This is a genomic window from Coprococcus ammoniilyticus (assembly GCF_025567345.1).
GTDB classification, from domain to species: domain Bacteria; phylum Bacillota; class Clostridia; order Lachnospirales; family Lachnospiraceae; genus Coprococcus; species Coprococcus ammoniilyticus.
Genome location: NZ_JAOQJS010000007.1, coordinates 205,935 through 226,433 on the forward strand (window position 1 = coordinate 205,935; position 20,499 = coordinate 226,433).

The following is a 20,499-nucleotide window of genomic DNA, read 5'->3' on the forward strand; positions in this document are numbered from 1 at the left end:
ATCCGGTCATATACATTTCTTCGTTATCTTAATACAAGCCTGCTATAAATTTCAAGTAACAAACCAGAAAGTTTATGCTATTTCCAATTTTGCCACGATCACCGTCACATCATCCTCAAGTCTGCCTTCACAACGCAGAAGCACCTGTGAAATGATATACTCCAGCGTTTCCTTGCAGTCCTCCGTATCCAGATTCTCTAGGATCTCACGCATATCCTCTTCATCCCCAAACGCTCCATCACTCACCATCACCAGTCGATCCTCCGGTTCCAGCTCCTGATGGATCACATCACATTCTGCCTCCGGCAGAACTCCGATTGGAAGTGACGCCCCACAAAGAACCTCGATTCCCTCTGAATGTATAATATATGTCGGTGCTGCCCCCTGCTTATACTGTGTCAGCTCCCCGTTGTACAGGTCTACGATTCCCATATCAAAAGTTGTAAAACACCGTCCGCTGTTTTTTTCGGAAATGCAATTATTGGAAAATGCAATTCCATAAGAAGGGTCAAAGCCAGCATCCAGCAGTTCTTCCATCGTGTCAATCATCAACGTACTCTCGCAGGATGCAAGGCTTCCGCTTCCCATCCCATCCGAGATCATCATTACAAGTCTGCCATCCTCATGCTCCTTCACCGAAAAATTGTCTCCCGATACATTGGAACCATATTTCTTGATCCTTCTGACAAAATAACTGCAGCGATACCTCGCACATTCCTCAAATGTGATCACACGGTCATTTTCAGATATGATCGCTGAAGTATCCTCGGATGCCCGGATTGGCTTATCAAAAACCTCTGAAAGAATGTCTGCTGCATCCTTTGACAACATGATTTTCTGATTCTTTGTTCTGGCTGTTATATAATACTGTACATGATCCATTTCATTCTTCATCGAAGAAAGGTGCGTCATGATCACCCCCTGTTCCAGAAAGCGCATCCGCAACTGCTCCTCCCGGTTAAACGGAACCGGTTCTGCCGTTTCCAGATTATCGGAAAATCTTCCGATCATATCTCCGATCTCACCCAGATCTACCTTGGCAGCCGCCGGGCCACATCCGGCAAGCGTATATTCGATTCGTTTAAATGCCCCGGATAATTCCCGTATTTTCTCTGCCGTTATCCGGTTGATTTCCGTTGCTGTCTGAAAATTATACTGCGACTGGATCCATCCATCCCTGACGGTAAGCATCCATTTTGGTGTCGCTGCAAATAACAGCACTGCACTGCCAGCACTTTTTATCCCCTCAGGTGTCAGAAAATATGGATCGTAAGTAAGTCCGATCAATACACATGCAAGCAGCACTGACACAATAGTGCCTGTTTTCTTCTTATCCGACAGTGCTCTGCCCGCAAGCACCAGGATCGCACAAATAAAAAAACTTCCGACAAATTCTGCTTGTCCGCTTTTGATCGCTGTGATCAGACCACATACACCCGTTACCGCCATTCCATATCCGGCTCCAAACCGATGCAACGTATACCAAGACAGATACAGACCGGTCATCAGCAGCCAGGTAACAACTCCGCCTATTTTATATGGCATTCCCCATATACATACTGTAACTACTATCAGTATTCCAAGCAATTCTTCATTATAATGATCCCGTTCCCTCTTATGCAGCAGGATAACCTCCAGACCTTTGCGGAATGCAGGAATCAATCCTGTCGAGATCACCGCCTCGCAGCCGGCAGCCGGCAGGGCATTCTGCACCGGTTCGACCATCAGACCACAGACCGTACTAATTCCAAAGACAAGTATGGCACATATGCCAGCCAGAATCCACCGGATATTGGTTCCATATGATTGTTTCACACCTTTTCGTTTTGTCTTTTTTCCACTTCTGTCTGTGTGTTCGGACAGGTTTCTCCGAACTCCCTCCGTCAGGTTCAGACCGACCAGAACACCGATCAGGATCAAACTATATTTTAATAGAAAATATGTAACCGGAAGCTGCTGTTCCCCCATTACATATGGTCCCATCTGAAAAAAGCTTCCTGCATTCCAACCGCCGATTCCATACATAACTGCTCCGCCAAAGAGCATGGCTGCAAACAGCCCAAACGTACTTTGTCTGATGCTGTAAACTGCTGCCAGCATCGAAACCATAAACGGATGCATTCCAACAACCGCAGAATGGCCACACAGAAAGCCCAGCAGATACAACAAAACCCGATTCACCTTTTTTTCTTTCATATATATGTCCTCCCTTTTTGCCTTAAGTGTCAGACATTATACGGAGACTGAACGTAAAAAAAAAGCGAAAGCTGAAAACAGCTATCACTTTTCTTTGACTCTTTTTTATATTTCTTTCTTAATTCTGTGTTTATTCTTCAGGGCGAATCACTATTTCGTCAGGATATACCAGCCCAAGCTGATTTCTTGCAACATCCTCAACGTATTTCTTCGTCTTCATATAGTCTTCTTTTTCTTCCAGTTTCTTATGCTCGTTCTGTGCATCTTCAATCTGGGCAGTAATCTCTGCTGCCTGTACCTGCAGCTCTGCTTTCTTCTCCCTTAACTGAATCGACTTCACCAACACGACAACAACCAGTAAAAGAAGAGTGATCAGAATAATAGCGGTACTGATCTTCGATTGTTTTCTTCCGGTATTGCTTCTACCCATGGTCCATTTCCCCTGTTTCCTGCTTCTTTTCGAACAGACCTGTTCTGCTATAAAAACAGTTCTTTCGAAGTGTATTGACATAATTTTACCTTCTCGAACAAATTATGTCAACAAGCATTTTTGCCTTTAAAATCACTTTTCTCAACCCCATTTTTATCCCATACAATATGTAGTCCAGCAGTCTGGAAACAACCCAATTTATAGTAGCAAAATACACCCCGGCTCCCGAAAAAAATCCTAAAAAAATATACAGCCGAATCTCTCCGCTATTATAATAAAACATCACCAGAATAACCATTGCACATAATGCAAGCCAAAACGTCAGATCAAAAATACCGATCCAGGCGCCATGCATCTTTATCACTTTTTTTAAAGCATAAAAACAGCTTATCAGAAAACCAATGATTACGCCGCATAGCACACATACGGCAAACGCGGTTGACTGTTGTTCCATCATTTCCGTCATTATTTAAACAACCTCTTAAGCGAAAATGTTCCGTCCTCTTTATCTGTCATATAACAAATACAGTCAACCTTTCCATTCATGTCAAGAACGCCCTTGTCAATATCCAGATTCGTCATATGCATATCTTTTCCGGTCAGCTTCATCTTTCCGGCCTTTGTGAGAAGATATACCAGATCCGGTTCAAACGAGATTACCTTTTCCACTCCGGTTATCTTTGCTTCCTTTCTGGCATCCATGATCAGTTTATGTCCATCGGAATTTCCTGTGCTCTGTACCTTCTCCATGTATTCCCCTTTTCCAAAAAGCCTTCAGAAGCTTTCTTAAGTCTGTTAGAACAGTATATGAAGCTTATACCTGCAGTAGAACCTGTTCTCAATCCCATATCTCAACAAACAATTCTTCCAGCTTGCCGATATTGATCAGTTTTGACTGATTTTTATTTTTTGTTCTTTACCATCTCTTAGCCATAAATTTATATCCATTCGTATTTGTAAGAGTATAATTCCCCACATTTGCCACATACTAACTCTAAAGCTAAAACCTAGCAAAAAAGGATGTATTTTTATTACAACAAAAAATCATTCTTACAAAATATGGGTATTGGAGGAAAATTAAGTATGAGACCCACAGGAATTGTCAGACGTATCGACGATCTGGGCAGGATCGTTGTTCCGAAAGAGATCCGGCGTGTGCTTCGGATCCGGGAAGGTGATCCCCTTGAGATCTTTACCGGAAAAGACGGCGAAGTTATCATAAAAAAATATTCCCCGCTCGGCGAGCTCGGAACCTTTGCACAGCAATATGTAGATTCCATTTCACAGATCCTCGGCTGTCCGGTATGCGTCACTGACCGCGATCAGATCATTGCAGTAGCCGGCATGCCAAAGAAAGAGTTGGTCGGCAAATCCATCCACAAGGATCTGGAGGATGTCATCAATGACCGGGAAGCTGTAATTGCCCGCCGCGGTGATACAAAATATGTCAACATCACTTCCGATGGCACTGACTATGCCGGACAGGTGATCCAGACGATCATCTGTGAAGGTGACGCGATCGGAGCGGTCATTGTATTGAGCAAAGATGACAAAATGCGTTTCGGGGAAACTGAACAGAAAACCGCGATCATTGCTGCTAATTTTCTCGGAAAACAGATGGAGAACTAATTCTATGTCATTTGCCTTGAGAAATGGCGAAAAATCAAGGTTTTTCAAGGCAAAATGGCGTTCTAACCTTGACAAATACTGGCATTTTAGGTATAAATATACATGTTGGGGCGTGATCTACGCCAGGAGTTATCCGGTTTAGCTCACCAGGATAATATATTATGAGTATTTTAGGAGGATTTTTTCGATGAACAAGACTGAATTAGTTGCTGCTATGGCAGAAAAGACAGAATTATCAAAGAAAGATGCTGAGAAGGCTTTAAAGGCTTTTACAGACGTTGTAGCTGAAGAATTAAAGAAGGGTGAGAAGGTTCAGTTAGTTGGTTTCGGTACATTCGAAGTTGCTGAAAGAGAAGCAAGAGAAGGTAGAAACCCAAGAACAGGCGAAACAATGACAATCGCTGCTTCTAAGTCTCCAAAATTCAAAGCTGGTAAGGCTTTAAAGGATTCACTTAACTAGTTTTTATAGAACGAATCAAGTACTTAAGGGATGCTGCATCGTATAAATCAGCATCCCTTTTGCTTTTCTATTTTCTGGAATAGTCCGTCTGTTTTCCGGAATAATCCGTCTGTTTTCCGGAATAATCTGACCGCGGTCTTGCATGATATGATTATTTGCGGAATAACCCAGCTGTCTTCTGGCAATACTTCTGGTAGATGCAAAAACAGCGTACTGCCGGTTGTTCCTGCATACCTGTTATATGTATCAATTCATTAAATAAGCAGGAGGCAATAACTATGGTCTTAAAAGAAAAGGAAAAACAGGCGATCAAGGATCTTCAGACACTGGAACAGGCCTGCATTGACAAATACGACAAATATGCAGCCCAGGCAAAGGATCCTGTGTTACAGGAATTATTTACCACACTGAAGGGAAATGAACAGAAGCACTATGACAGTCTGGAGCAGGTTCTGACCGGAACCGTACCAAGCTGTAACTGCAATGACAGTGATGGCAGAGACTACGACCCAAAAGCTACCTACAGCCAGCTTGGACAGTCTCAAGATAAGAAGAATGATGCCTTTCTTGCAACAGACTGTATCACCAGCGAAAAGCTCGCATCCTCTGAATATAACAGCGATGTATTCATATTTGGCGACAGTACGATTCGTAAGCTTCTAGCTGACATCCAGGTTGAAGAACAGAATCATGCCGAAATGCTCTTCAAATACAAAACAGTAAATGGAATGGCATAAGCCCTCCAACAAAATACTTTTACGACTATATAGAACACCATCATTTAAAATACAAAAGGAGATATACAAATGAGATTAGACAAATATTTAAAGGTTTCACGACTGATCAAAAGAAGAACCATCGCAAATGAAGCCTGCGACGCCGGACGTGTTATGATAAACGACAAGGTTGCCAAGGCATCCACTGATGTGAAGGTCGGCGACGTTATTGAGATTAGCTTCGGCAACAAAACCGTCAAAGTCGAAGTTACGATGATTGCCGACTCCACTAAAAAAGAAGACGCCAAAGAAATGTTCCGGTATTTGTAAAACGAACATGACGACATAAAGTCCGCCTACCTGACCGCTATATAAACACATGACTCATTTCGTTTCTATTCGATACACTCGCCTTTTTGTCAGCAGCCGCCCAAACTCACCCTTACGGGTTCAGACATGGGCTTGATGCTGACGGCTAGAGTGTATCTCATCACGAAACTACATGAATGTCATTGTTTATTATATAGCAGCCAGATACGCAGACTTTATATCTGTATGAAAGACAAAAACAGGTGGACTATCTACAATAGCCTGACTATACATTGACATTAGCGAGAATTTCGTAATGAGATGCACAGTGCCAGTAAATACGGGTGCCTGTTTGAGTCCGAAGGACGAGTTGGCACAGGAGTATTTACGAATCAGACATGTGCAGCGAATAGAAATCGCAGCGAGTCAATTATGGTCAGGCTGTTAGAGATAATCCACCTGTTTTGTCCGCCTAGTTTGAGGTCTTGATTTCGAGTTCCGGCATAGTGGAGGCAACCTTGGTGTTGGCAGGGATGGACTTCGTCACGAAGGTATTTCCCGCCACTACGGAATTTGCACCAATAATGGTCTCGCCACCAAGAATGGTTGTATTCGCATAGATAACTACATTGTCTTCTATGGTTGGGTGACGTTTGACACCGGACAACTGCTGGCCCTTTCTGGTCGACAGCGCACCAAGAGTAACACCCTGATAGATTTTTACATTATTTCCAATATCGGTCGTTTCGCCGATAACGATTCCGGTTCCGTGGTCAATAAAGAAATATTCGCCAATATTGGCACCCGGATTGATATCGATTCCTGTCTCACCATGTGCATATTCTGTCATGATCCTTGGAATAAACGGTACCTTCATCTGATAGAGCACATGTGCGTATCGGTATACAAATATCGCAAATAACCCCGGATAGGAGAAGATGATCTCTTCACGGCTGTTTGCAGCCGGATCTCCGTTATATTCTGCTTCTACGTCTTTGCAAAGAAGTGCCTGAACCTCCGGTATGCAACGGATAAAGCCCAGAGCTTTCTCCTGCGCTTCCTCTGTGATCTCCTGATAGCTCTTAGCATCATTTTTATAGCTCAATGCCACCTTGATCTGACGGAATAATTTATCATATATCAATGACAGCTTATGTCCTGCAAAATACTCCTTATTGGCATATGCCATATTCTCTCTCCCGAAGAAACCCGGAAATGTTACTTTCCGTAATTCATCCACAAAATCAATGATCTCATCCTTCTGTGGAAGTCGTTCTCCGAGTGACAGATCAAATAATTTCTGATCCGAATAATTCTTATTTAACGCCTCAGCCATTTCTGCAACGACTGCTTTTACATCATTTTCAAATTCCATTCCAGTCTTACTCCATTTCATTTCCTAATATCAATATATGCAACTCGATATCATATGTCCTGTAAAACATTATTCATCTCTAACTGCATATAGCATTAGTATAACATCTCAATAAAAAATGTAAATAATAGTTTTTTCAGTCCACTTCGATGGAAAATACAAATAATGTTTTTCAGCTCCTTGCTATTTCCTGTCATAATCATATCCCGGATGGATTCTGTTCTTACTCTTCAGTTTGGTTATGATCAGCGCAAGCGTCTGCATTTTAACCGGCTTCTCAACCTGACCGGACATACCTGTTATAGCAGCCATCCGCATAGCCTCTGGTGTTGCGTGATAAGTCATTGCCAGAATCGGTATCGTTTTTGCCTGCGGATGATCCATCAGCCGGATTCTTCTGGCTGCCTGATAGCCATCCATATCCGGCATATCAGCGTCCATCAATATATACTGGAACTTTTCATGCTTTGAGCGTTTAAACATCTTCAATGCCTGCTCTCCGCTCTTTGCTACGGTACATTCCGCTCCTCTTTTGGTCAATGCCTCCTGCAAAAGCAGTCCTTCCATATCATTATCGTCGACCAGCAGGAAACGTTCGCCTACGAATGCGACCCTTGGAAGTGCTTCACGGATCTGTCTTTCTTTTTCCCGTTCTTCCTCTGCCTCTCTTTCAGCCGCTTCCTCTTCGGTTTCTTCTTTCAAAGCCCCTTCCTGTGCTAACCGGTACTCCCGGACGGTTTCCTCCATCACGGCATTCATACGCCGCAATTGTACATTGTTTTCCCGGTGCATATCAGCCGTCTGACGCTCATATTCATACCAGGTTCTCATATGGATCGCTCCGACGGTTCCTACTGCCAACACTAACATGATACATGCTATGATCACAACCGTTACCATCCATGAGCCTGACACCTTCTTCTGATAATCCGTCAATACACTCTGTACCACTGCACATGGCGCCTGAAATACGAGAAAGAACTCCGTTCCCTCTAATGGCTGGTAATAGAAATATTCAGCATTTTTCCCTTCATACAAGGTTACACAATTCTGTCTGCCTTCACTGAAATCCTCTGTGATCTGTGCATACTGCTCTTCTTCGATCACAGACTCGTCCAGATAGTGGTCAAGGATATTATAATTGCGCACAACGCCCTCATTATTATCCAAATCTGCATATGTAACCATGCTGTCTACATTTGTCACATAGAGTTTTGCCTGTCCCCCATATGCAGAATCAACAAACAGATCATTTACCCTATCTGTATTGTAAATAAATGCTATGACTTCATATTCATTTTCATTTACATAGAATGCTTCATATTTTTTTGCTACAACAAATATTTCTTCTCCGTTTCTCCAGGTACAATATTGGACAGACTGACCGCCAACATCAAACAGAGTGCCCTTTGTATCACCCAAATCCAATGTTCCTGTTTTGCCATCATCACAGATATATTTTCCGGTATGATCAACGAATACGATATCCCGTACAGAATCATTCTCCATAGCTATAAAATAATCTTCATAATCTGCCAGTACAACAGACCTCGTTTTGCCATCAAACAGATAGTTCTCAAGACGTTCTGTTTCTTCATACATTGAATTAATCTGCATTTGATAGGAATGTTCTACCTGTTCCATCATTGCTGCGATCGTATTCTTACTGGATATATCAACATATTGTTCAAATTTGGAAAATACATTCCCACCCCAGATAATAAGCGCTATCAGAATAGCACTAAATAGAAATAATAGAAATGCAACTTTTTTATCCCGTTGCGTTCTGACATATGTTATCTTACTCATACGTTTATAGTCTCACCTTCGAGACCGTCCCCCCTTTTTCTTTTTTCCGTTTTTCGAAAGACCTTATCTGGTTTTCTTCCATCAAGATCTCTCTAGCATTGCAATTACTATAACCGATATTTCGACATTGTGCAACTATTTCTTTTTTCAGTTAGAATTCATAAAAATGTCAACATTAAATTCGACATTTTTTCATATTTTTATCGTTTTGCCGTTTTGCACAATACGCAGCCTGTTTTATTGTATATTTTCACTTTTGGACAACGCAATAGCAAGGCTGCCACTTCTGCCAGCCTCTCACGCCCCCCCTATTTCCGTTCTTATGCAAGCTGCTTTACCTCTTCCTCGAATAGTTCCCCTGCTGAATGATAGCCATGTATTTTGCGTGGGTATCCGTTTATCCAGTTCTCTATACTCTCTACCTCTTCCTCTGTCCTGTCGTCAAAATTTGTGCCTTTCGGTATCTTCCGGCGTATCATCTTATTTGTTACCTCATTTGTGCCACGCTCCCAACTGCTGTACGGGTGGCAGTAATATACCTTTGTCCGCTTTTCTCCCTCGTTGATAATAGAACGCTGTAAGCCCTCTGCATCTGCAAACTCGCTGCCATTGTCTACTGTGATTGTCTTAAATACCCGCTTAAACATATCAGCGCCCCATTTTCTTTCTAATCTATCCAGCGCCGCTACTACTGCCTCGTCTGTATGGTCTGGCAGTTTAAATATAATCTCGTTTCTGGTTTTCCGCTCTGTCAGTACCAGCAACGTATTTTTTGACTTTCCCCGTTGTCCTAAAACGCTGTCCATTTCCCAGTTGCCGAACTCTTCCCGTGTATCTATCTCTTTCGGGCGTTTGTCTATACTCTCTCCTGCTGCCGCCCTTTTCTGTTGCCTCTGTACTTTCTTATAATTTCTCTTCTTATTCTTCTTTACTGGCAAATTCTTATTAGACAACTTAAGGAAAATACCCTTATCAATGTAGCTGTATAAGGTCGTTACGCATACTGTTACGGAAAAGTCCCCCTCTTTCCCCTGTGCTTTCAATTCTCCCAGTACCGCAGCTGGGCTGTAATCTTCATTTACTATTTTATCCTCTATATAATTTGCGTATGCAATATCGTTTCCTATTTTAAGCTGTGTACCCCTTGCCTTTAAATTTTCCTCTGCTTTCATTTGTGCCTTGTTTGGGCTATAACTTAATGTTTCTGTATAGTCGCTATTTCTGTGCATATATTCCCCTCGCTTAAGCTCATTGTATATAGTGCTGCGGTGTACGCCCAGCTGTTCTGCTATCTCTATCACGCTATGCCCTGCTTTTTTCAATGCCTCAATACTTATACGGTCTGTCCATGTCAGCTGTCGGCTGCCTTTCTTATTCGCCATTTCTGCTACCTCTCTTTCGTTCCTGTTCTTTCCCCATATACGACGAAAAGCCGCAAACTCTTTTACAAGTCTGCGGCTTATGCCTTTACCTATTTACAACACTTTTTACAAGCGGTGTATTTCTTCTTTGCTTGGCTTAGCGGTATGCTCTTTGGGTTTTTCATTCCCGAACAGTTAGGCTTACTATGGTATTTTTTGTTGCTACGGTCTACATATACTGTAGTTTCTCCCGTATGCTGGCTTACGCTTGGCGTTGCGTCCTCGATTACGTCAAGCTCTATATTGCACCCGAACGTCTGTACCCCCCCCCAGAAATTTCCAGTATTTCTGCGGTGTAGCGGGCTTTCGGGTACTTTCTCGCTAAGTCCCCCGCCAGCTCTGCCGATAGATTGCCTATTACCTTATCGCCCCACTTTACGTATGCGGCAGGCTCTCCGTTGTATGTATACTTTTCTACTGTAATATCTTCACTGCCGGACATTCTGCTTAAAATATCCTGCCTGTTTTCTCCGTCCTCATTATTGAACGTCACGCCTACTACTTTCGTTCTGATTGTATCTAAAATTCTGCCGCCAGATGCAGCGGCAGGCGCTGGCGTTCTGTTTCCGTTCTCTTTTCCTGCGCTTTTCTTTTTCAGTCCAAAATAGGCGCATACTGCCGCAACCACAATGCAGCCCACCCCACCTGTTATATTTCCAGACGGCAGCGCCGTTAAGCCGCTTACTGCAAATAATGCAGCCGCTGCCAATAAAATTACCTTTTTCTTTGTCATAGTAAGCCCTCGCTTTCGTTTCTACTTCAATTCTAAAATTTCATCAGCAGAGGCGTTAAGCTCTCTGCAAATTTTCGCCAGTGTTATTGCGTTTGGCGTAAGCTCGTTGTTTTCCCAGCGGCTTATATCTTTCTGGTATACTTGCAGGCGCTCTGCAAGTTCCTTTTGCGTCACGCCTGCCGCTTTTCTCGCTGTTTTAATGTTTTCGCCTAAATTCATGCCTTACCTCTCTTTTCTCTTGCCCTCAAAATGAAAGCAACCAGCAGCTTTACCAGTCCTACTGCTACTAAAAATACTCCTAATTTTAAAAGCATACTCTTTACTCGGCTTTGGGTTTGTGTTATATTTCTTATAGGCGGCGGGCTTATCGCCCGCCTGTTGGTTAGGGCTTTCGCCCTAACCTATGTACTTACCAATTATGATAAGTATTGTTCCTATGATTAAGTCTATCACTGCACTGATTGCCAATTCTTGCCAGTTGATAGGCTTTTTCTTTTGTTTCTTTTTCTTACCCATTGTGCCGTTTCTCCTTTCCAGTGGCTTTGCCTCTTATTTGTTCTTATCTCCTTTCCATGATTTTATTATATACCTTTTTCGGTATATTGTCAACACTTTTGTATAGATTTCTAAGAAAATCGCAAAAAAATAGAGGGCAGACAGCGAACCGCCCACCCTCGAAAACTTAAGCTAATCTTGTGGCATAATCTAAGCTAATCCAGCCTGCGCCACTCTTCAAGCGTCCCCAGCCAGCACTTGCGCCCTGTCCGGCTTTCACTTCCACAATGGTAAATACTCCCTTTCCTGTGGTTTCTCCCGTCTTTGCATAGTTCGTGCCTGCTCCTGTTCTGATATTAAGGTCTAAAATATCTACCTGTACGCTAAACGGAACGCCTGCGCTTGTCTGCTGCCCCGCTGCGGTATATACCGCCTTGCCGTTATCATCATATACAGTATAACCCGCCTTGCAAGCGCTCTTTGCATTTTCCAGCGACGCAAACGCCCCCAGCTGGCTTGCTGCGTCCGTCCAGCTCTTGCGCACTCTGTAATACTTTGTACCGTTTCCTGCTGCATACTTTTTATAGTATCCCTCGCCGTACTCTGCACGCTTTTTCTTTACTGTTTCGCTCTGGTCTGCTGGCTTTTCATATCCAGTAAGAACGGCATCAGATGCAGCACGCACGCTGCCCGCCTTTTTCAGTGCGTCCATTACTGCTGTGTATCCCTGCAATTCTTCCCATAAAAAGCCCAGCTGCATATTAAGGTCTGCAATGGATGCGCCCGCCTGTTTTGCATGATTAAGCAACGCCTGCTTTCTGCTCCAATACGTCCACTGCGCCAGCCCATAGCCTGCACTGTCCTTTACAAAATTGCCATAGCTGCCATTATCCACCGCTGCTGTATATTCTGCGTCCGTCTTACCCAGCTTATTGTTATAGGTGTTCTGTAAGTTGTTCGGCATAAGCCCGCTTTCAGCATACAGATTACCCATAATACCAGCCACGGCATAAGCATTTAAGCCCTTTCCTGTAAGAAAATTCCAGATTGTTTTTTCATTGCCGCCCTGCGGTGTTTCTGCCTGCCCGCTGATTTTACGCTTAAACTCGTCCCATGTGTGGGCGCTGGTGTTATATACATACGGGTTAGGGCAAATCTTGCCCGTTACGTCGTAATGTCTGATTACATGAGATGCAGGCACGCCGTATTTATTCATAAGGTAACGGGTAAGCTCTGCCGCTGCCTCTACTGTTGCGTCCTCAAAATACCAGTCTTTATCTGTTGCGCCCATGCTCTTTGTGTTTTTCTTCCTTACGCACATTTCAATACCGATACTATTAGCGTTTCGGCACTCTGCGTGCTTATAGCTCGACGCTCCGCAATGCCACGCTATATTAGCGTCCTCTACGCACTGCCATACCTCGCCGTTAAATCCTACAAAGTAATGCGCCGACGCATTTCTATTGCCGCCGCCATAATATCGGCAGTTGTCCTCTGCGCCGCCCAGTGCGCCTACATAATGGATAACAATATACTTAATTCTGGAAACGCTGCCCTTATTGAAATTGTACTTACTTATCTTTCTGTTAATGTTCATATTTCCTGCCTTTCCGCATACAAAATAAGCGCCTGCGGTGTCCCGCAAGCGCTCTTTGCTGCTATGTCCTTATTATTCTTATCTTTCCTGTGTCCTGTGTTCCTCTACGTTGCCTGTGGTGCTGTCCCCGTCCAGTTCGTCTGTGTCCGGCAGTTCGTCCGTATACTTCGCCAGAAACTCCCGCACCTTTTCCCATACCTTTTTTACGGGCAGCCCGCATAATGCCATATTCTTAAAAATACTCACTACCTCATAGGCAATGTAAAGCAATGCGAAAAATTCAGCCACGCCCACGGTATCAAGCCCTAAATATGTACGTGCCTGCTCCGGTATAAATCCGATTAAGTTAATCTTAATCAGTACGTCGATTGCCAGCATGAATACCAGAGAAATAAGCATACCTACTTTTCTGATAGCCCCGTCAATGCCTGCGCAGCTGTTAAATTTCTTCTCTTTGATTGCACGCAGCACGCCAAAAACCGTGTCGCACACAATCGCCAATACTACCAGCTGGATAATTTTGTTATGTGCCGCCGCCTCAATAAATTCTGTAATAGTCATGTTCATAAATCCTGCCTTTCTCTTAATTGCAAATCTTTTGCCCGCTCTTTCAGCTCTGCGCCGTCGTAGCCTGCTGTCTGCTCCCAGCTTTCCAGAGTGGCTATTAAATCAGCAATAAGCCTGCTTTGCTTTTCTATGGTTTCCTGTTGTTCTTGTACTACCCTTAGTAAATTGCTACTCATGTACTCGCTCCTGCATTCTGCCGCTTAAGCAGCCTTTTCTATGGCTGCCTCTGCCAGCGTTTCTATTTTCTTTCGTAGGTTGTAGCTGTCGGCGTGTCCTGCGTGTCCCGTCCAGCTCTGTATGCTCTTTTGTAACTGCTCTTTTGTGATTTTCCCGCTCTCGCACTTCTTGATAGTACGCTTTATGCGCTTTATGCTGTCCTTTCGTACTTTCCTGTGCGTTGCCCTGTGTTTGTAGCCTACAAAGTCTATACCGTTCTTTGCTGCCAGCATGGTAGTTTTCGGGTTAAACTCTAACTTAAGCTCTTCCCGTAAGAATTGCTCTATCCGTGCAAGCCAGTTGCGCAACTGTTCCTTGTCTGGGCTTAATATTACAAAGTCGTCCATATATCGTATGTACGCCTCTACGCCCAGCTCATGCTTAATAAACTGGTCTAATGCGTCCAGATAGATATTTGCAAATAACTGACTGGTAAGGTTTCCTACTGGTATCCCTACGCCGTCCGGCATATTGCCGTTGTGGTCTATTATCCTGTCCAGCAATGCCAGTACCCCAGCGTCTTTTATAACCTTACGTATTTCAGTTTTTAATACCGCATGGTCTATGCTCTGGAAATAGTGGTGTATATCTGCCTTGATAGCATAAAGCGGCTGGTCTGGGTGGTATTTGTTCCACTCATACAGCCACTCTTTTAGCGTATCAGACGCAGCGTGCATACCTTTACCTTTCCGGCAGGCGTAAGACTGCGATATAAACCGCTTATCAAATATAGGCTCTAACACGTTGTTTATGGCGTGCTGTACCACCCTGTCATAGAACGGCAGCGCCATTATCTGCCGCTCTTTCGGTTCGTACACCTTAAAGTAATGGTATTTGCTTGGCTCATAGGCAAGGTTTATAATATCTTCCCGCACCTTGTCTAAGTTTTCCTCTTTGTCTTTCGTAAAAATCAGTACGTCTTTTCTGTGGCGTTTACACTTTCTGGCTTTGTTATAGGCTTTCTGTATGTTTCCATAGTCACCCATAGCCTCTAAAAGCGTAATGCGCCGCCCGTCCTTATCGGTAATGTATCCTACTCTCTTCAAGTATTAAGCTCCTGCCTTTCGCCGTAGCTACTAACCAGCAGCCGTATTTTTTCTCTTTGCCTCACGGCGGGACAGCCACTCTGACTATAGGATATTAAACACTCGGTCTTATCCCTTTCTAAGTCCTTGCCAGTATTCCGTAGAACTCTGTGCCTGTAATGTTCTCACTAAGTCACACGCCCCACGAGCGCCAATGTTCGTATTGACATTCCACGGGTAATTGTTGCAATTCACGGCACGAGCGCCGCAATTCGCCCCATTGTTCCAGTTGCCGCCCGCTATCAGCGCCGCCAGAGGCTGTAAGTAAGCAGCTGCCCCATATCCTGCTATTTTCTGGTCTTTACCTCTTCTATCAGTTCGCCCAGCATAACGCCTATTTCTTTCAGCTTGCGGCAGCTCTCGCCGTAGTGCCGTGCGTTCATAGCGCTATACTTCAAGTCATGCGCCAGCCGCAGCAATTCTTTACTTTCTTGCAATGCCGTATCTACCGTGTATAAGTGGCTTTTCGTTGCCGTCTTATCCCACTTTATAACCTCTTGCAGCATTTCAAGAATTGCGTTTCTTGTCGCCGTCTGTAAACTGAATTTCTCATACTTTGGGTACTTCGTAAGCAGAGGGTAAATATATAGCAGAAAATCGTATATTTTCTGGTGTATAATATCTGTTTTTGTCTGTATGTCCATGCCTTACCCCCGTTTATCCGGCTGGGCTTTCGCCCGCCGTCTACAGAGAGTCACACGCCCCACGAGCGCCAATGTGCGCAGAGACATTCCACGGGCAATCGTTGCAAGCCACGGCACGAGCGCCGCACCTCGCCCCATTGGACCAGTCGCCGCCCGCTCTCAGCGCCGCCAGAGAATATGCGTAATACTGGTAAATGTTACCAACGTCGTAAGACTTCTCGCCTGTGTTCAATGGGCTTTTCTTGTCCCAGCCCCACGCTACGCTTGCGTGGTAGTCTGCATTTGTGGCGTGTTCCGCTCTTGTAATAAGCTCGTCCAGCCACTCCCAGACACGCCCCACGGCATCTACAACGCCCACGGAAGAAACGGCATTTACCACACTGCCTGTTACGCCCCTACCTGTGTTGCTGGTGGCGCTCCATGCGTTTGTATTTGCGTTATCCAGTCCGGCAGGGCTACCAAAAGCATAAGCGCAAAATTCCGCATAGTTCGGCAGACGCTTACCGCTCTTTGCCAGACGTTCTACAAAGTTGTACCAGTTCATGCTTTCTGTACCCGTCATAGGTGCGCATCCGTACTCTGATTTCAATCCCTTTGCTCCGTCGTCAGAATTAAGGTAAATATCTACCCATGTGCCGCCGCCTAAATATACCATACCCTCTGGGCTGCATTTCGGGCGGTGTCCCAGTGTCCATACAGAACGTGGTACAATGCCGTTGCTTACTGCACTTTCCCAGCCAGTGCCAAAAATAGCACTGCTGCCATTAAGTGGCTGTAAATTGCTGTCTACCTTGCGGCAGCGTCCATAATGAAAGCCGCCGATTTTACGGCTATTTGTAGCGTTCCAGCCTGTCGGGTATGTAGAGTTAAGGGAAATTACGTATTTCTCGTCTGCGCTGTCAATTCTGCTGTCACAGATATATACGTAATAGTCCTTACCTACCGCAAAAGCGCTGCCTGCGTCCAGATTAGCAGCCGTAAGAATTGTATTTGCTGTCTTGAAAATTCCAGCGCCGCCCACGGCAATTACGCAACCCTCTACTACGGTCAGCTCATTTGCTCCGCTGGCGTAAATGTACTCATTGCTCGGTGCTACAATATCGCTGATTGTAGCCATTTTATTTACGTTCAAAAGCGCCCTTGCGTCGGTCTTTGTAACGTCGTCCACTAATAATCTACTCATACTGCTTTAATACTCCTTTCAGTGCTGCAATGTCGTCTGTTGTCATTCCTGCCACGGTGTCTGTGCGTTCCAGCGCAATTACCTTGCAGCCCGCTTTTACCGCTTTGGAAAGTGTAAGGGCTGTTCTGTCGTTTCCCGCCTCTCCTGCTGCCGCTGCCTCGTCGGTCTGGATATGTGTTACTCCCTGCACCGTGCCGGATACGTCGCCCGCTACAAATTTCATACCTACCGCTGCCTCGTCGCAGTAATATACCGTAACCGCCTTTTTCTCTTCCTCTACAGCTGCTACGCCGCACTCAATATAACGCTGGTTCTCTGCGCTCACGATTTTCGCCAGCAAATCTGCTGCCGCCAGTTCTCCGCTTGCTACCATAGCAAGGCAGTTGTAATAATCCTCTTTTGTCTTTAATACTTTAGGAAATCCTTTCATGGTCTGCCGCCTTTCTAAAATGTATTTGCAAGATAGGAATTACCCACGTAAGTAGCCCCTAACACTGCCGTTTCTACTGTTCTTTCGTAATGCTGGCTCATGTATGCTGCACCCATGTAGCACAATCCCAGTACAGCATCATGCTTATAGTCAATGCCCCAGCCGCTTTCTACTCTCTTAAGTTGCTCGTCCAGCGCTGCTATTGCCTCTTTGGTTTCTTTCGTGCCCGCCTCTGCCTGCTTTTTCACTTCCTGCATGGCTGCTGCCAGCTCTTCAATTTGCAGTTGCAGGCTGCCTGCTATGTCCTCGCCCAGCTTGTCCTTGATACTCTCAAACCATGTGTTAAATTCGTTTTCAGCGTCCGACTGGAATAGCTTAATTTTTGCCATAAATTCTGTATAGGCGCTTAAAAGTTCCTTGTCCCAGTTGTCAAGCGTGCTTTCAAAACTGCTGTATCTTTCGTTAAACTGGCTCTCATACTGTGCAAATAAGCCCTCTGTCTTGCTTACGTAGCTGTCATATACGTCCGCAATCTCTGTAAGGTACTTTTCCATACTCTGCTTATATGCGCTGAACTCGTCCAGCACGGCTGCGCTGTAGGTGTTGAAAAAGTCCGTAAACTGCTTTGTAAGCACGCTTGCGTCTATCTCTTCCACCGTTCCTGTTACAATGCCGCAGACTGCGCTATTAAATCGCTGGTCTGTGATGTTCTGCGTCTGTATCCTTGTTACGCCCTTGCCTACGTAAATATCTGCAAGCGCAAGCTCCCATATTTCCGTAGTGCGTGTTACTGCCGTTGCTGTCGGCTTTGCAGACGGTGTGCCTTTCAGCACCGCAATATACATATCTCTTTGCGGCAAATCCCAGCGAACTACTACCCTGTCCACCCTGTTAAGCGCTCCCTCTGCCGTATCCAGTGTTACGCTAAGCGTTGCAGGATTTCTAAAGGCGTAGCCGTTTATAAAGGCATAGCCTGCATTTACTCTTATTTCCATGCCGCTGTAAGCTACCACCTGTAGCCCGTCGCTCGGCTTTGGAAAAATGCCGTTTGCAATGAAAGTAGCAAAGTACCACGCCCAATCCTCGGCTTTATATACCCTGTCGTACTCTCCGTCTACTGCCACGGCATTAAACGGTAAGCTGTTTGCCATTTCTGCTACCTCGCTTTCCTAATCTGGTCTACCAGCGTCGGCAGGCTGTCGCCAAAGGTCGCCTCTATGGTTTCCTCGCCTTTCTGGTATGTTTCTGTTACTTCTGTAATACGTGCATCTATCTGTATGCCCCACTTGGTTTCTTTGCAAGTAATACGGTCGCCTAAATCAAAATCAGCCTTAAATTTTAAGTTTGAATTTGTATTTATGGTACTTACAAAATTTATGTTCTTGCCGTAGTTTTCCAACTCTGCGCCGCCTCTCGTTTTCAGCATTGCAATATAGGTATTCAGCGGTATTGTTACCTCTGTTTCCCCCTGCTGGTACTTTCTGGCAATGTCCGTAGCGTCGCAGAATACCTCTACTAAATCCAGCCCCGTTGCGCCCTCGCCGTCCACTGTGGTTACTGGCTGGCTGCCGTCGTCGTCAGCTGCTCCCTGCACATAAATAAAGTTGCCGCAGTTCTCTATACTGGCTGTATATTCCTGCTCGTTGACATTATCAAAATCTCTTGAAAATATGCAGGGTGTGTTACCCTCGGTATTTGTGGCTGTAAGGTCATTGCCCTTATACAGATAAAAGCCAAACAGTCTCTCTCTTTCGTTAAGCAGAATGTCATAGCCCAGCTTTCCAGCCTGCGCCCTTGCCTTTACTTCCTGCCCCAGTTGTGCGTATACCTCGTTTGCATATTCAACCGCCACGCCGTCTATGGTTTCCTGCGCCAGAAATGCAAGCAATGGAAAACGCCGCTTTGTTCCTGCTGCGTTGCCGCAGTTGTTCTTTACCATAAGGTTTATAAGATACTGGTTTGTACCTGTCGCCACAATCTGCGGATAAATGCAGCGCTTATTAAGCCACCAGCTAAGCATATAGCCTTGTGCCTCTAACTGCTCTAAGCCGTTCTCGTCTTTGGTAATGTGTACGTAGGTTATCTGCGCTGCCCTGCGCCATACGCCGCCGTCAGCGGTCTTTACTTCCTTTTTTTCGTCGTGCTTGGTTATTAAGTTACCCTCTACCAGCAAACGGCTGTTATTGTCCGTAATCGGCGCAAGCAGGCTAAAAGTTCCTACGTCAAAATACTTTGTATGCCATAGCAGGCTTGCCAGCTCGTCTATAGCTCCCAGCGGCTGTACTGTCTTGTCGAATACTCTAAGCTCCATACCGTCACACTCCTAAAAATTCCTTGCTGTAGAATATGGATACTTCCAGAGAATTTACGCCGCTGGCTGCATCATACCTAAACATATTGTCGCCTATGGCAAGCTGCATAAATGTACTGTCTACATCAATGTAGCGGAAATAGTCGGTTTCTACGCCGTCCCTTATCAGCTTAGCGCCCTTGCTGCCGTACTTCGTGTTAATCTCTATCACGTCGCCCGTTTTCATAGTGGCGTTAATCTGTATAAATTCCTCGGTATCCACATTAAGCAGTATCGGGTTTGAAACTGTCCCCAGTGCTGTAAACCTTATCCTCATTCCTGTTGATACGTCGCCCTCGTTGTAGCAGTCCACTATTACGCTTTCCGCTCGGTATCCGTATATCATGCTCTTTGTGCTGTCCTTTTCGATAACGCAAGGGAAATGCCACGCAGCCACCCAGCTTGCTATATCCTCTTTTGTTTCTTCCTCTTCCCGCCAGAACGGGTTAAGGCACTCTATTTGTAAATCAAACTCATAAAGTACCTCTTTCTTTAGTATCTTAGGCTCTCCATACGCCCTGCAATCAATCACACGCTTAAAGCCGCCGTACTCATACACCAGCGTAGCGCTAAGCTCTGGGTTAAATATCTTAAGCATACGGCGGCGCAGTTCCAATGCCTGCGCCTTGTCCCGTGTGTTGATATGTCCCACTACGTCTATGTCCCTCGCCTCGATACGCTGCCCTACGTAGGTGTCGCCGTGCTGTCCCATACTGTTTGTGCTGTAAATGACGCTCGTAACGCCGGAAATGCCCTCTACGTCTTTACTTATATTGCAATGGTATACGCTGTCTACTCCCAGCTCTAACCGCTCGCCCCTTGAATTTATGTAAGTCAGTTTTTCATTTTCCATG

General features: G+C 44.9%; 23 protein-coding genes. 4 read left to right on the forward strand and 19 right to left on the reverse strand.

All coding sequences use genetic code 11. From position 1 onward, the window contains the following. Positions 1–72 precede the first annotated feature (72 nt). The 4 genes from OCV60_RS12520 to OCV60_RS12535 all read right to left on the reverse strand — a co-directional run bounded on the left by OCV60_RS12520 (position 73) and on the right by OCV60_RS12535 (position 3,376). Positions 73–2,196 carry a SpoIIE family protein phosphatase gene (locus tag OCV60_RS12520; protein ID WP_262530272.1) on the reverse strand — a complete coding sequence of 708 codons (2,124 nt, stop codon included), beginning with the start codon at positions 2,194–2,196 and terminating at the stop codon, positions 73–75. Positions 2,197–2,326: 130 nt separating this feature from the next. Continuing rightward, positions 2,327–2,626, reverse strand: a complete 300-nt coding sequence (locus OCV60_RS12525; protein WP_117808147.1) for an FtsB family cell division protein — start codon at positions 2,624–2,626, stop codon at positions 2,327–2,329. Between the two features lie 85 nt (positions 2,627–2,711). Then, a complete protein-coding gene (gene yabQ / locus OCV60_RS12530; RefSeq protein WP_021943526.1) occupies positions 2,712–3,092 on the reverse strand; it encodes a spore cortex biosynthesis protein YabQ in 381 nt (126 codons plus the stop codon). After that, positions 3,092–3,376, reverse strand: coding sequence for a YabP/YqfC family sporulation protein (locus OCV60_RS12535; RefSeq protein ID WP_021943527.1), 285 nt, complete (start codon positions 3,374–3,376; stop codon positions 3,092–3,094). The genes yabQ and OCV60_RS12535 overlap by 1 nt, the downstream gene beginning before the upstream one ends. Before the next feature lie 333 nt (positions 3,377–3,709). On the opposite strand from OCV60_RS12535, the gene spoVT reads away from it, so the two are divergent. The 4 genes from spoVT (at position 3,710) to OCV60_RS12555 (ending at position 5,761) form a co-directional block, all read left to right on the forward strand. Further along, positions 3,710–4,255 (forward strand): stage V sporulation protein T, encoded by a 546-nt coding sequence (gene spoVT / locus OCV60_RS12540; protein ID WP_262530273.1) that lies wholly within the window; start codon positions 3,710–3,712, stop codon positions 4,253–4,255. A gap of 187 nt (positions 4,256–4,442) precedes the next feature. After that, positions 4,443–4,715, forward strand: coding sequence for an HU family DNA-binding protein (locus OCV60_RS12545; protein WP_008402552.1), 273 nt, complete (start codon positions 4,443–4,445; stop codon positions 4,713–4,715). A 278-nt stretch (positions 4,716–4,993) separates the two neighbouring features. Next, a complete protein-coding gene (locus OCV60_RS12550) occupies positions 4,994–5,452 on the forward strand; it encodes a ferritin-like domain-containing protein (protein WP_262530274.1) in 459 nt (152 codons plus the stop codon). A gap of 69 nt (positions 5,453–5,521) precedes the next feature. Then, a complete protein-coding gene (locus OCV60_RS12555; RefSeq protein ID WP_117785864.1) occupies positions 5,522–5,761 on the forward strand; it encodes an RNA-binding S4 domain-containing protein in 240 nt (79 codons plus the stop codon). Positions 5,762–6,212: 451 nt separating this feature from the next. Here OCV60_RS12555 and epsC read toward each other — a convergent pair whose 3' ends face one another. From epsC to OCV60_RS12630, 15 genes are all read right to left on the reverse strand, one after another. Continuing rightward, on the reverse strand, positions 6,213–7,115 hold the full coding sequence (gene epsC / locus OCV60_RS12560; RefSeq protein WP_021943530.1) for a serine O-acetyltransferase EpsC: 903 nt from the start codon (positions 7,113–7,115) through the stop codon (positions 6,213–6,215). A 183-nt stretch (positions 7,116–7,298) separates the two neighbouring features. After that, positions 7,299–8,924: a response regulator gene (locus OCV60_RS12565; protein WP_262530275.1), complete on the reverse strand. Its 1,626-nt coding sequence runs from the start codon at positions 8,922–8,924 to the stop codon at positions 7,299–7,301. A gap of 320 nt (positions 8,925–9,244) precedes the next feature. Continuing rightward, positions 9,245–10,306, reverse strand: coding sequence for an IS30 family transposase (locus tag OCV60_RS12570; protein ID WP_173698538.1), 1,062 nt, complete (start codon positions 10,304–10,306; stop codon positions 9,245–9,247). 277 nt (positions 10,307–10,583) lie between these two features. Next, positions 10,584–11,078 carry a hypothetical protein gene (locus tag OCV60_RS12575; RefSeq protein WP_262530276.1) on the reverse strand — a complete coding sequence of 165 codons (495 nt, stop codon included), beginning with the start codon at positions 11,076–11,078 and terminating at the stop codon, positions 10,584–10,586. 21 nt (positions 11,079–11,099) lie between these two features. Further along, positions 11,100–11,297, reverse strand: coding sequence for a helix-turn-helix domain-containing protein (locus OCV60_RS12580; RefSeq protein WP_055148480.1), 198 nt, complete (start codon positions 11,295–11,297; stop codon positions 11,100–11,102). A 463-nt stretch (positions 11,298–11,760) separates the two neighbouring features. After that, positions 11,761–13,170: a phage tail tip lysozyme gene (locus OCV60_RS12585; RefSeq protein WP_262530277.1), complete on the reverse strand. Its 1,410-nt coding sequence runs from the start codon at positions 13,168–13,170 to the stop codon at positions 11,761–11,763. Between the two features lie 78 nt (positions 13,171–13,248). Next, a complete protein-coding gene (locus OCV60_RS12590) occupies positions 13,249–13,731 on the reverse strand; it encodes a phage holin family protein (protein WP_002591287.1) in 483 nt (160 codons plus the stop codon). A 2-nt stretch (positions 13,732–13,733) separates the two neighbouring features. Continuing rightward, positions 13,734–13,913 (reverse strand): hypothetical protein, encoded by a 180-nt coding sequence (locus OCV60_RS12595; RefSeq protein ID WP_117553022.1) that lies wholly within the window; start codon positions 13,911–13,913, stop codon positions 13,734–13,736. A gap of 24 nt (positions 13,914–13,937) precedes the next feature. Next, on the reverse strand, positions 13,938–14,999 hold the full coding sequence (locus OCV60_RS12600; RefSeq protein WP_021870670.1) for a reverse transcriptase/maturase family protein: 1,062 nt from the start codon (positions 14,997–14,999) through the stop codon (positions 13,938–13,940). 326 nt (positions 15,000–15,325) lie between these two features. Then, complete coding sequence (avd, locus tag OCV60_RS12605; protein WP_002591284.1) at positions 15,326–15,682, reverse strand: diversity-generating retroelement protein Avd; 357 nt, start codon at positions 15,680–15,682, stop codon at positions 15,326–15,328. Between the two features lie 40 nt (positions 15,683–15,722). Then, complete coding sequence (locus tag OCV60_RS12610; protein ID WP_262530278.1) at positions 15,723–16,865, reverse strand: phage major tropism determinant; 1,143 nt, start codon at positions 16,863–16,865, stop codon at positions 15,723–15,725. Continuing rightward, positions 16,858–17,295, reverse strand: a complete 438-nt coding sequence (locus tag OCV60_RS12615) for a hypothetical protein (protein ID WP_209291098.1) — start codon at positions 17,293–17,295, stop codon at positions 16,858–16,860. Before OCV60_RS12615 ends, OCV60_RS12610 begins: the two co-directional genes overlap by 8 nt. Before the next feature lie 14 nt (positions 17,296–17,309). Next, positions 17,310–18,290: a hypothetical protein gene (locus tag OCV60_RS12620; protein WP_262530279.1), complete on the reverse strand. Its 981-nt coding sequence runs from the start codon at positions 18,288–18,290 to the stop codon at positions 17,310–17,312. Between the two features lie 161 nt (positions 18,291–18,451). Beyond that, the gene (locus OCV60_RS12625; protein ID WP_262530280.1) at positions 18,452–19,606 is read right to left on the reverse strand and encodes a siphovirus ReqiPepy6 Gp37-like family protein; all 1,155 of its coding nucleotides are present in this window, start codon (positions 19,604–19,606) and stop codon (positions 18,452–18,454) included. 4 nt (positions 19,607–19,610) lie between these two features. After that, on the reverse strand, positions 19,611–20,498 hold the full coding sequence (locus OCV60_RS12630) for a phage tail family protein (RefSeq protein ID WP_003023324.1): 888 nt from the start codon (positions 20,496–20,498) through the stop codon (positions 19,611–19,613). Position 20,499: the final 1 nt, after the last annotated feature.

Coding starts and splice junctions, on each gene's coding strand:
- OCV60_RS12520 (WP_262530272.1), bottom strand. CDS start 2,196: ATGAAAGAAAAAAAGGTGAATCGGGTTTTGTTGTATCTGCTGGGCTTT.
- OCV60_RS12525 (WP_117808147.1), bottom strand. CDS start 2,626: ATGGGTAGAAGCAATACCGGAAGAAAACAATCGAAGATCAGTACCGCT.
- yabQ (WP_021943526.1), bottom strand. CDS start 3,092: ATGACGGAAATGATGGAACAACAGTCAACCGCGTTTGCCGTATGTGTG.
- OCV60_RS12535 (WP_021943527.1), bottom strand. CDS start 3,376: ATGGAGAAGGTACAGAGCACAGGAAATTCCGATGGACATAAACTGATC.
- spoVT (WP_262530273.1), top strand. CDS start 3,710: ATGAGACCCACAGGAATTGTCAGACGTATCGACGATCTGGGCAGGATC.
- OCV60_RS12545 (WP_008402552.1), top strand. CDS start 4,443: ATGAACAAGACTGAATTAGTTGCTGCTATGGCAGAAAAGACAGAATTA.
- OCV60_RS12550 (WP_262530274.1), top strand. CDS start 4,994: ATGGTCTTAAAAGAAAAGGAAAAACAGGCGATCAAGGATCTTCAGACA.
- OCV60_RS12555 (WP_117785864.1), top strand. CDS start 5,522: ATGAGATTAGACAAATATTTAAAGGTTTCACGACTGATCAAAAGAAGA.
- epsC (WP_021943530.1), bottom strand. CDS start 7,115: ATGGAATTTGAAAATGATGTAAAAGCAGTCGTTGCAGAAATGGCTGAG.
- OCV60_RS12565 (WP_262530275.1), bottom strand. CDS start 8,924: ATGAGTAAGATAACATATGTCAGAACGCAACGGGATAAAAAAGTTGCA.
- OCV60_RS12570 (WP_173698538.1), bottom strand. CDS start 10,306: ATGGCGAATAAGAAAGGCAGCCGACAGCTGACATGGACAGACCGTATA.
- OCV60_RS12575 (WP_262530276.1), bottom strand. CDS start 11,078: ATGACAAAGAAAAAGGTAATTTTATTGGCAGCGGCTGCATTATTTGCA.
- OCV60_RS12580 (WP_055148480.1), bottom strand. CDS start 11,297: ATGAATTTAGGCGAAAACATTAAAACAGCGAGAAAAGCGGCAGGCGTG.
- OCV60_RS12585 (WP_262530277.1), bottom strand. CDS start 13,170: ATGAACATTAACAGAAAGATAAGTAAGTACAATTTCAATAAGGGCAGC.
- OCV60_RS12590 (WP_002591287.1), bottom strand. CDS start 13,731: ATGACTATTACAGAATTTATTGAGGCGGCGGCACATAACAAAATTATC.
- OCV60_RS12595 (WP_117553022.1), bottom strand. CDS start 13,913: ATGAGTAGCAATTTACTAAGGGTAGTACAAGAACAACAGGAAACCATA.
- avd (WP_002591284.1), bottom strand. CDS start 15,682: ATGGACATACAGACAAAAACAGATATTATACACCAGAAAATATACGAT.
- OCV60_RS12610 (WP_262530278.1), bottom strand. CDS start 16,865: ATGAGTAGATTATTAGTGGACGACGTTACAAAGACCGACGCAAGGGCG.
- OCV60_RS12615 (WP_209291098.1), bottom strand. CDS start 17,295: ATGAAAGGATTTCCTAAAGTATTAAAGACAAAAGAGGATTATTACAAC.
- OCV60_RS12620 (WP_262530279.1), bottom strand. CDS start 18,290: ATGGAAATAAGAGTAAATGCAGGCTATGCCTTTATAAACGGCTACGCC.
- OCV60_RS12625 (WP_262530280.1), bottom strand. CDS start 19,606: ATGGAGCTTAGAGTATTCGACAAGACAGTACAGCCGCTGGGAGCTATA.
- OCV60_RS12630 (WP_003023324.1), bottom strand. CDS start 20,498: ATGGAAAATGAAAAACTGACTTACATAAATTCAAGGGGCGAGCGGTTA.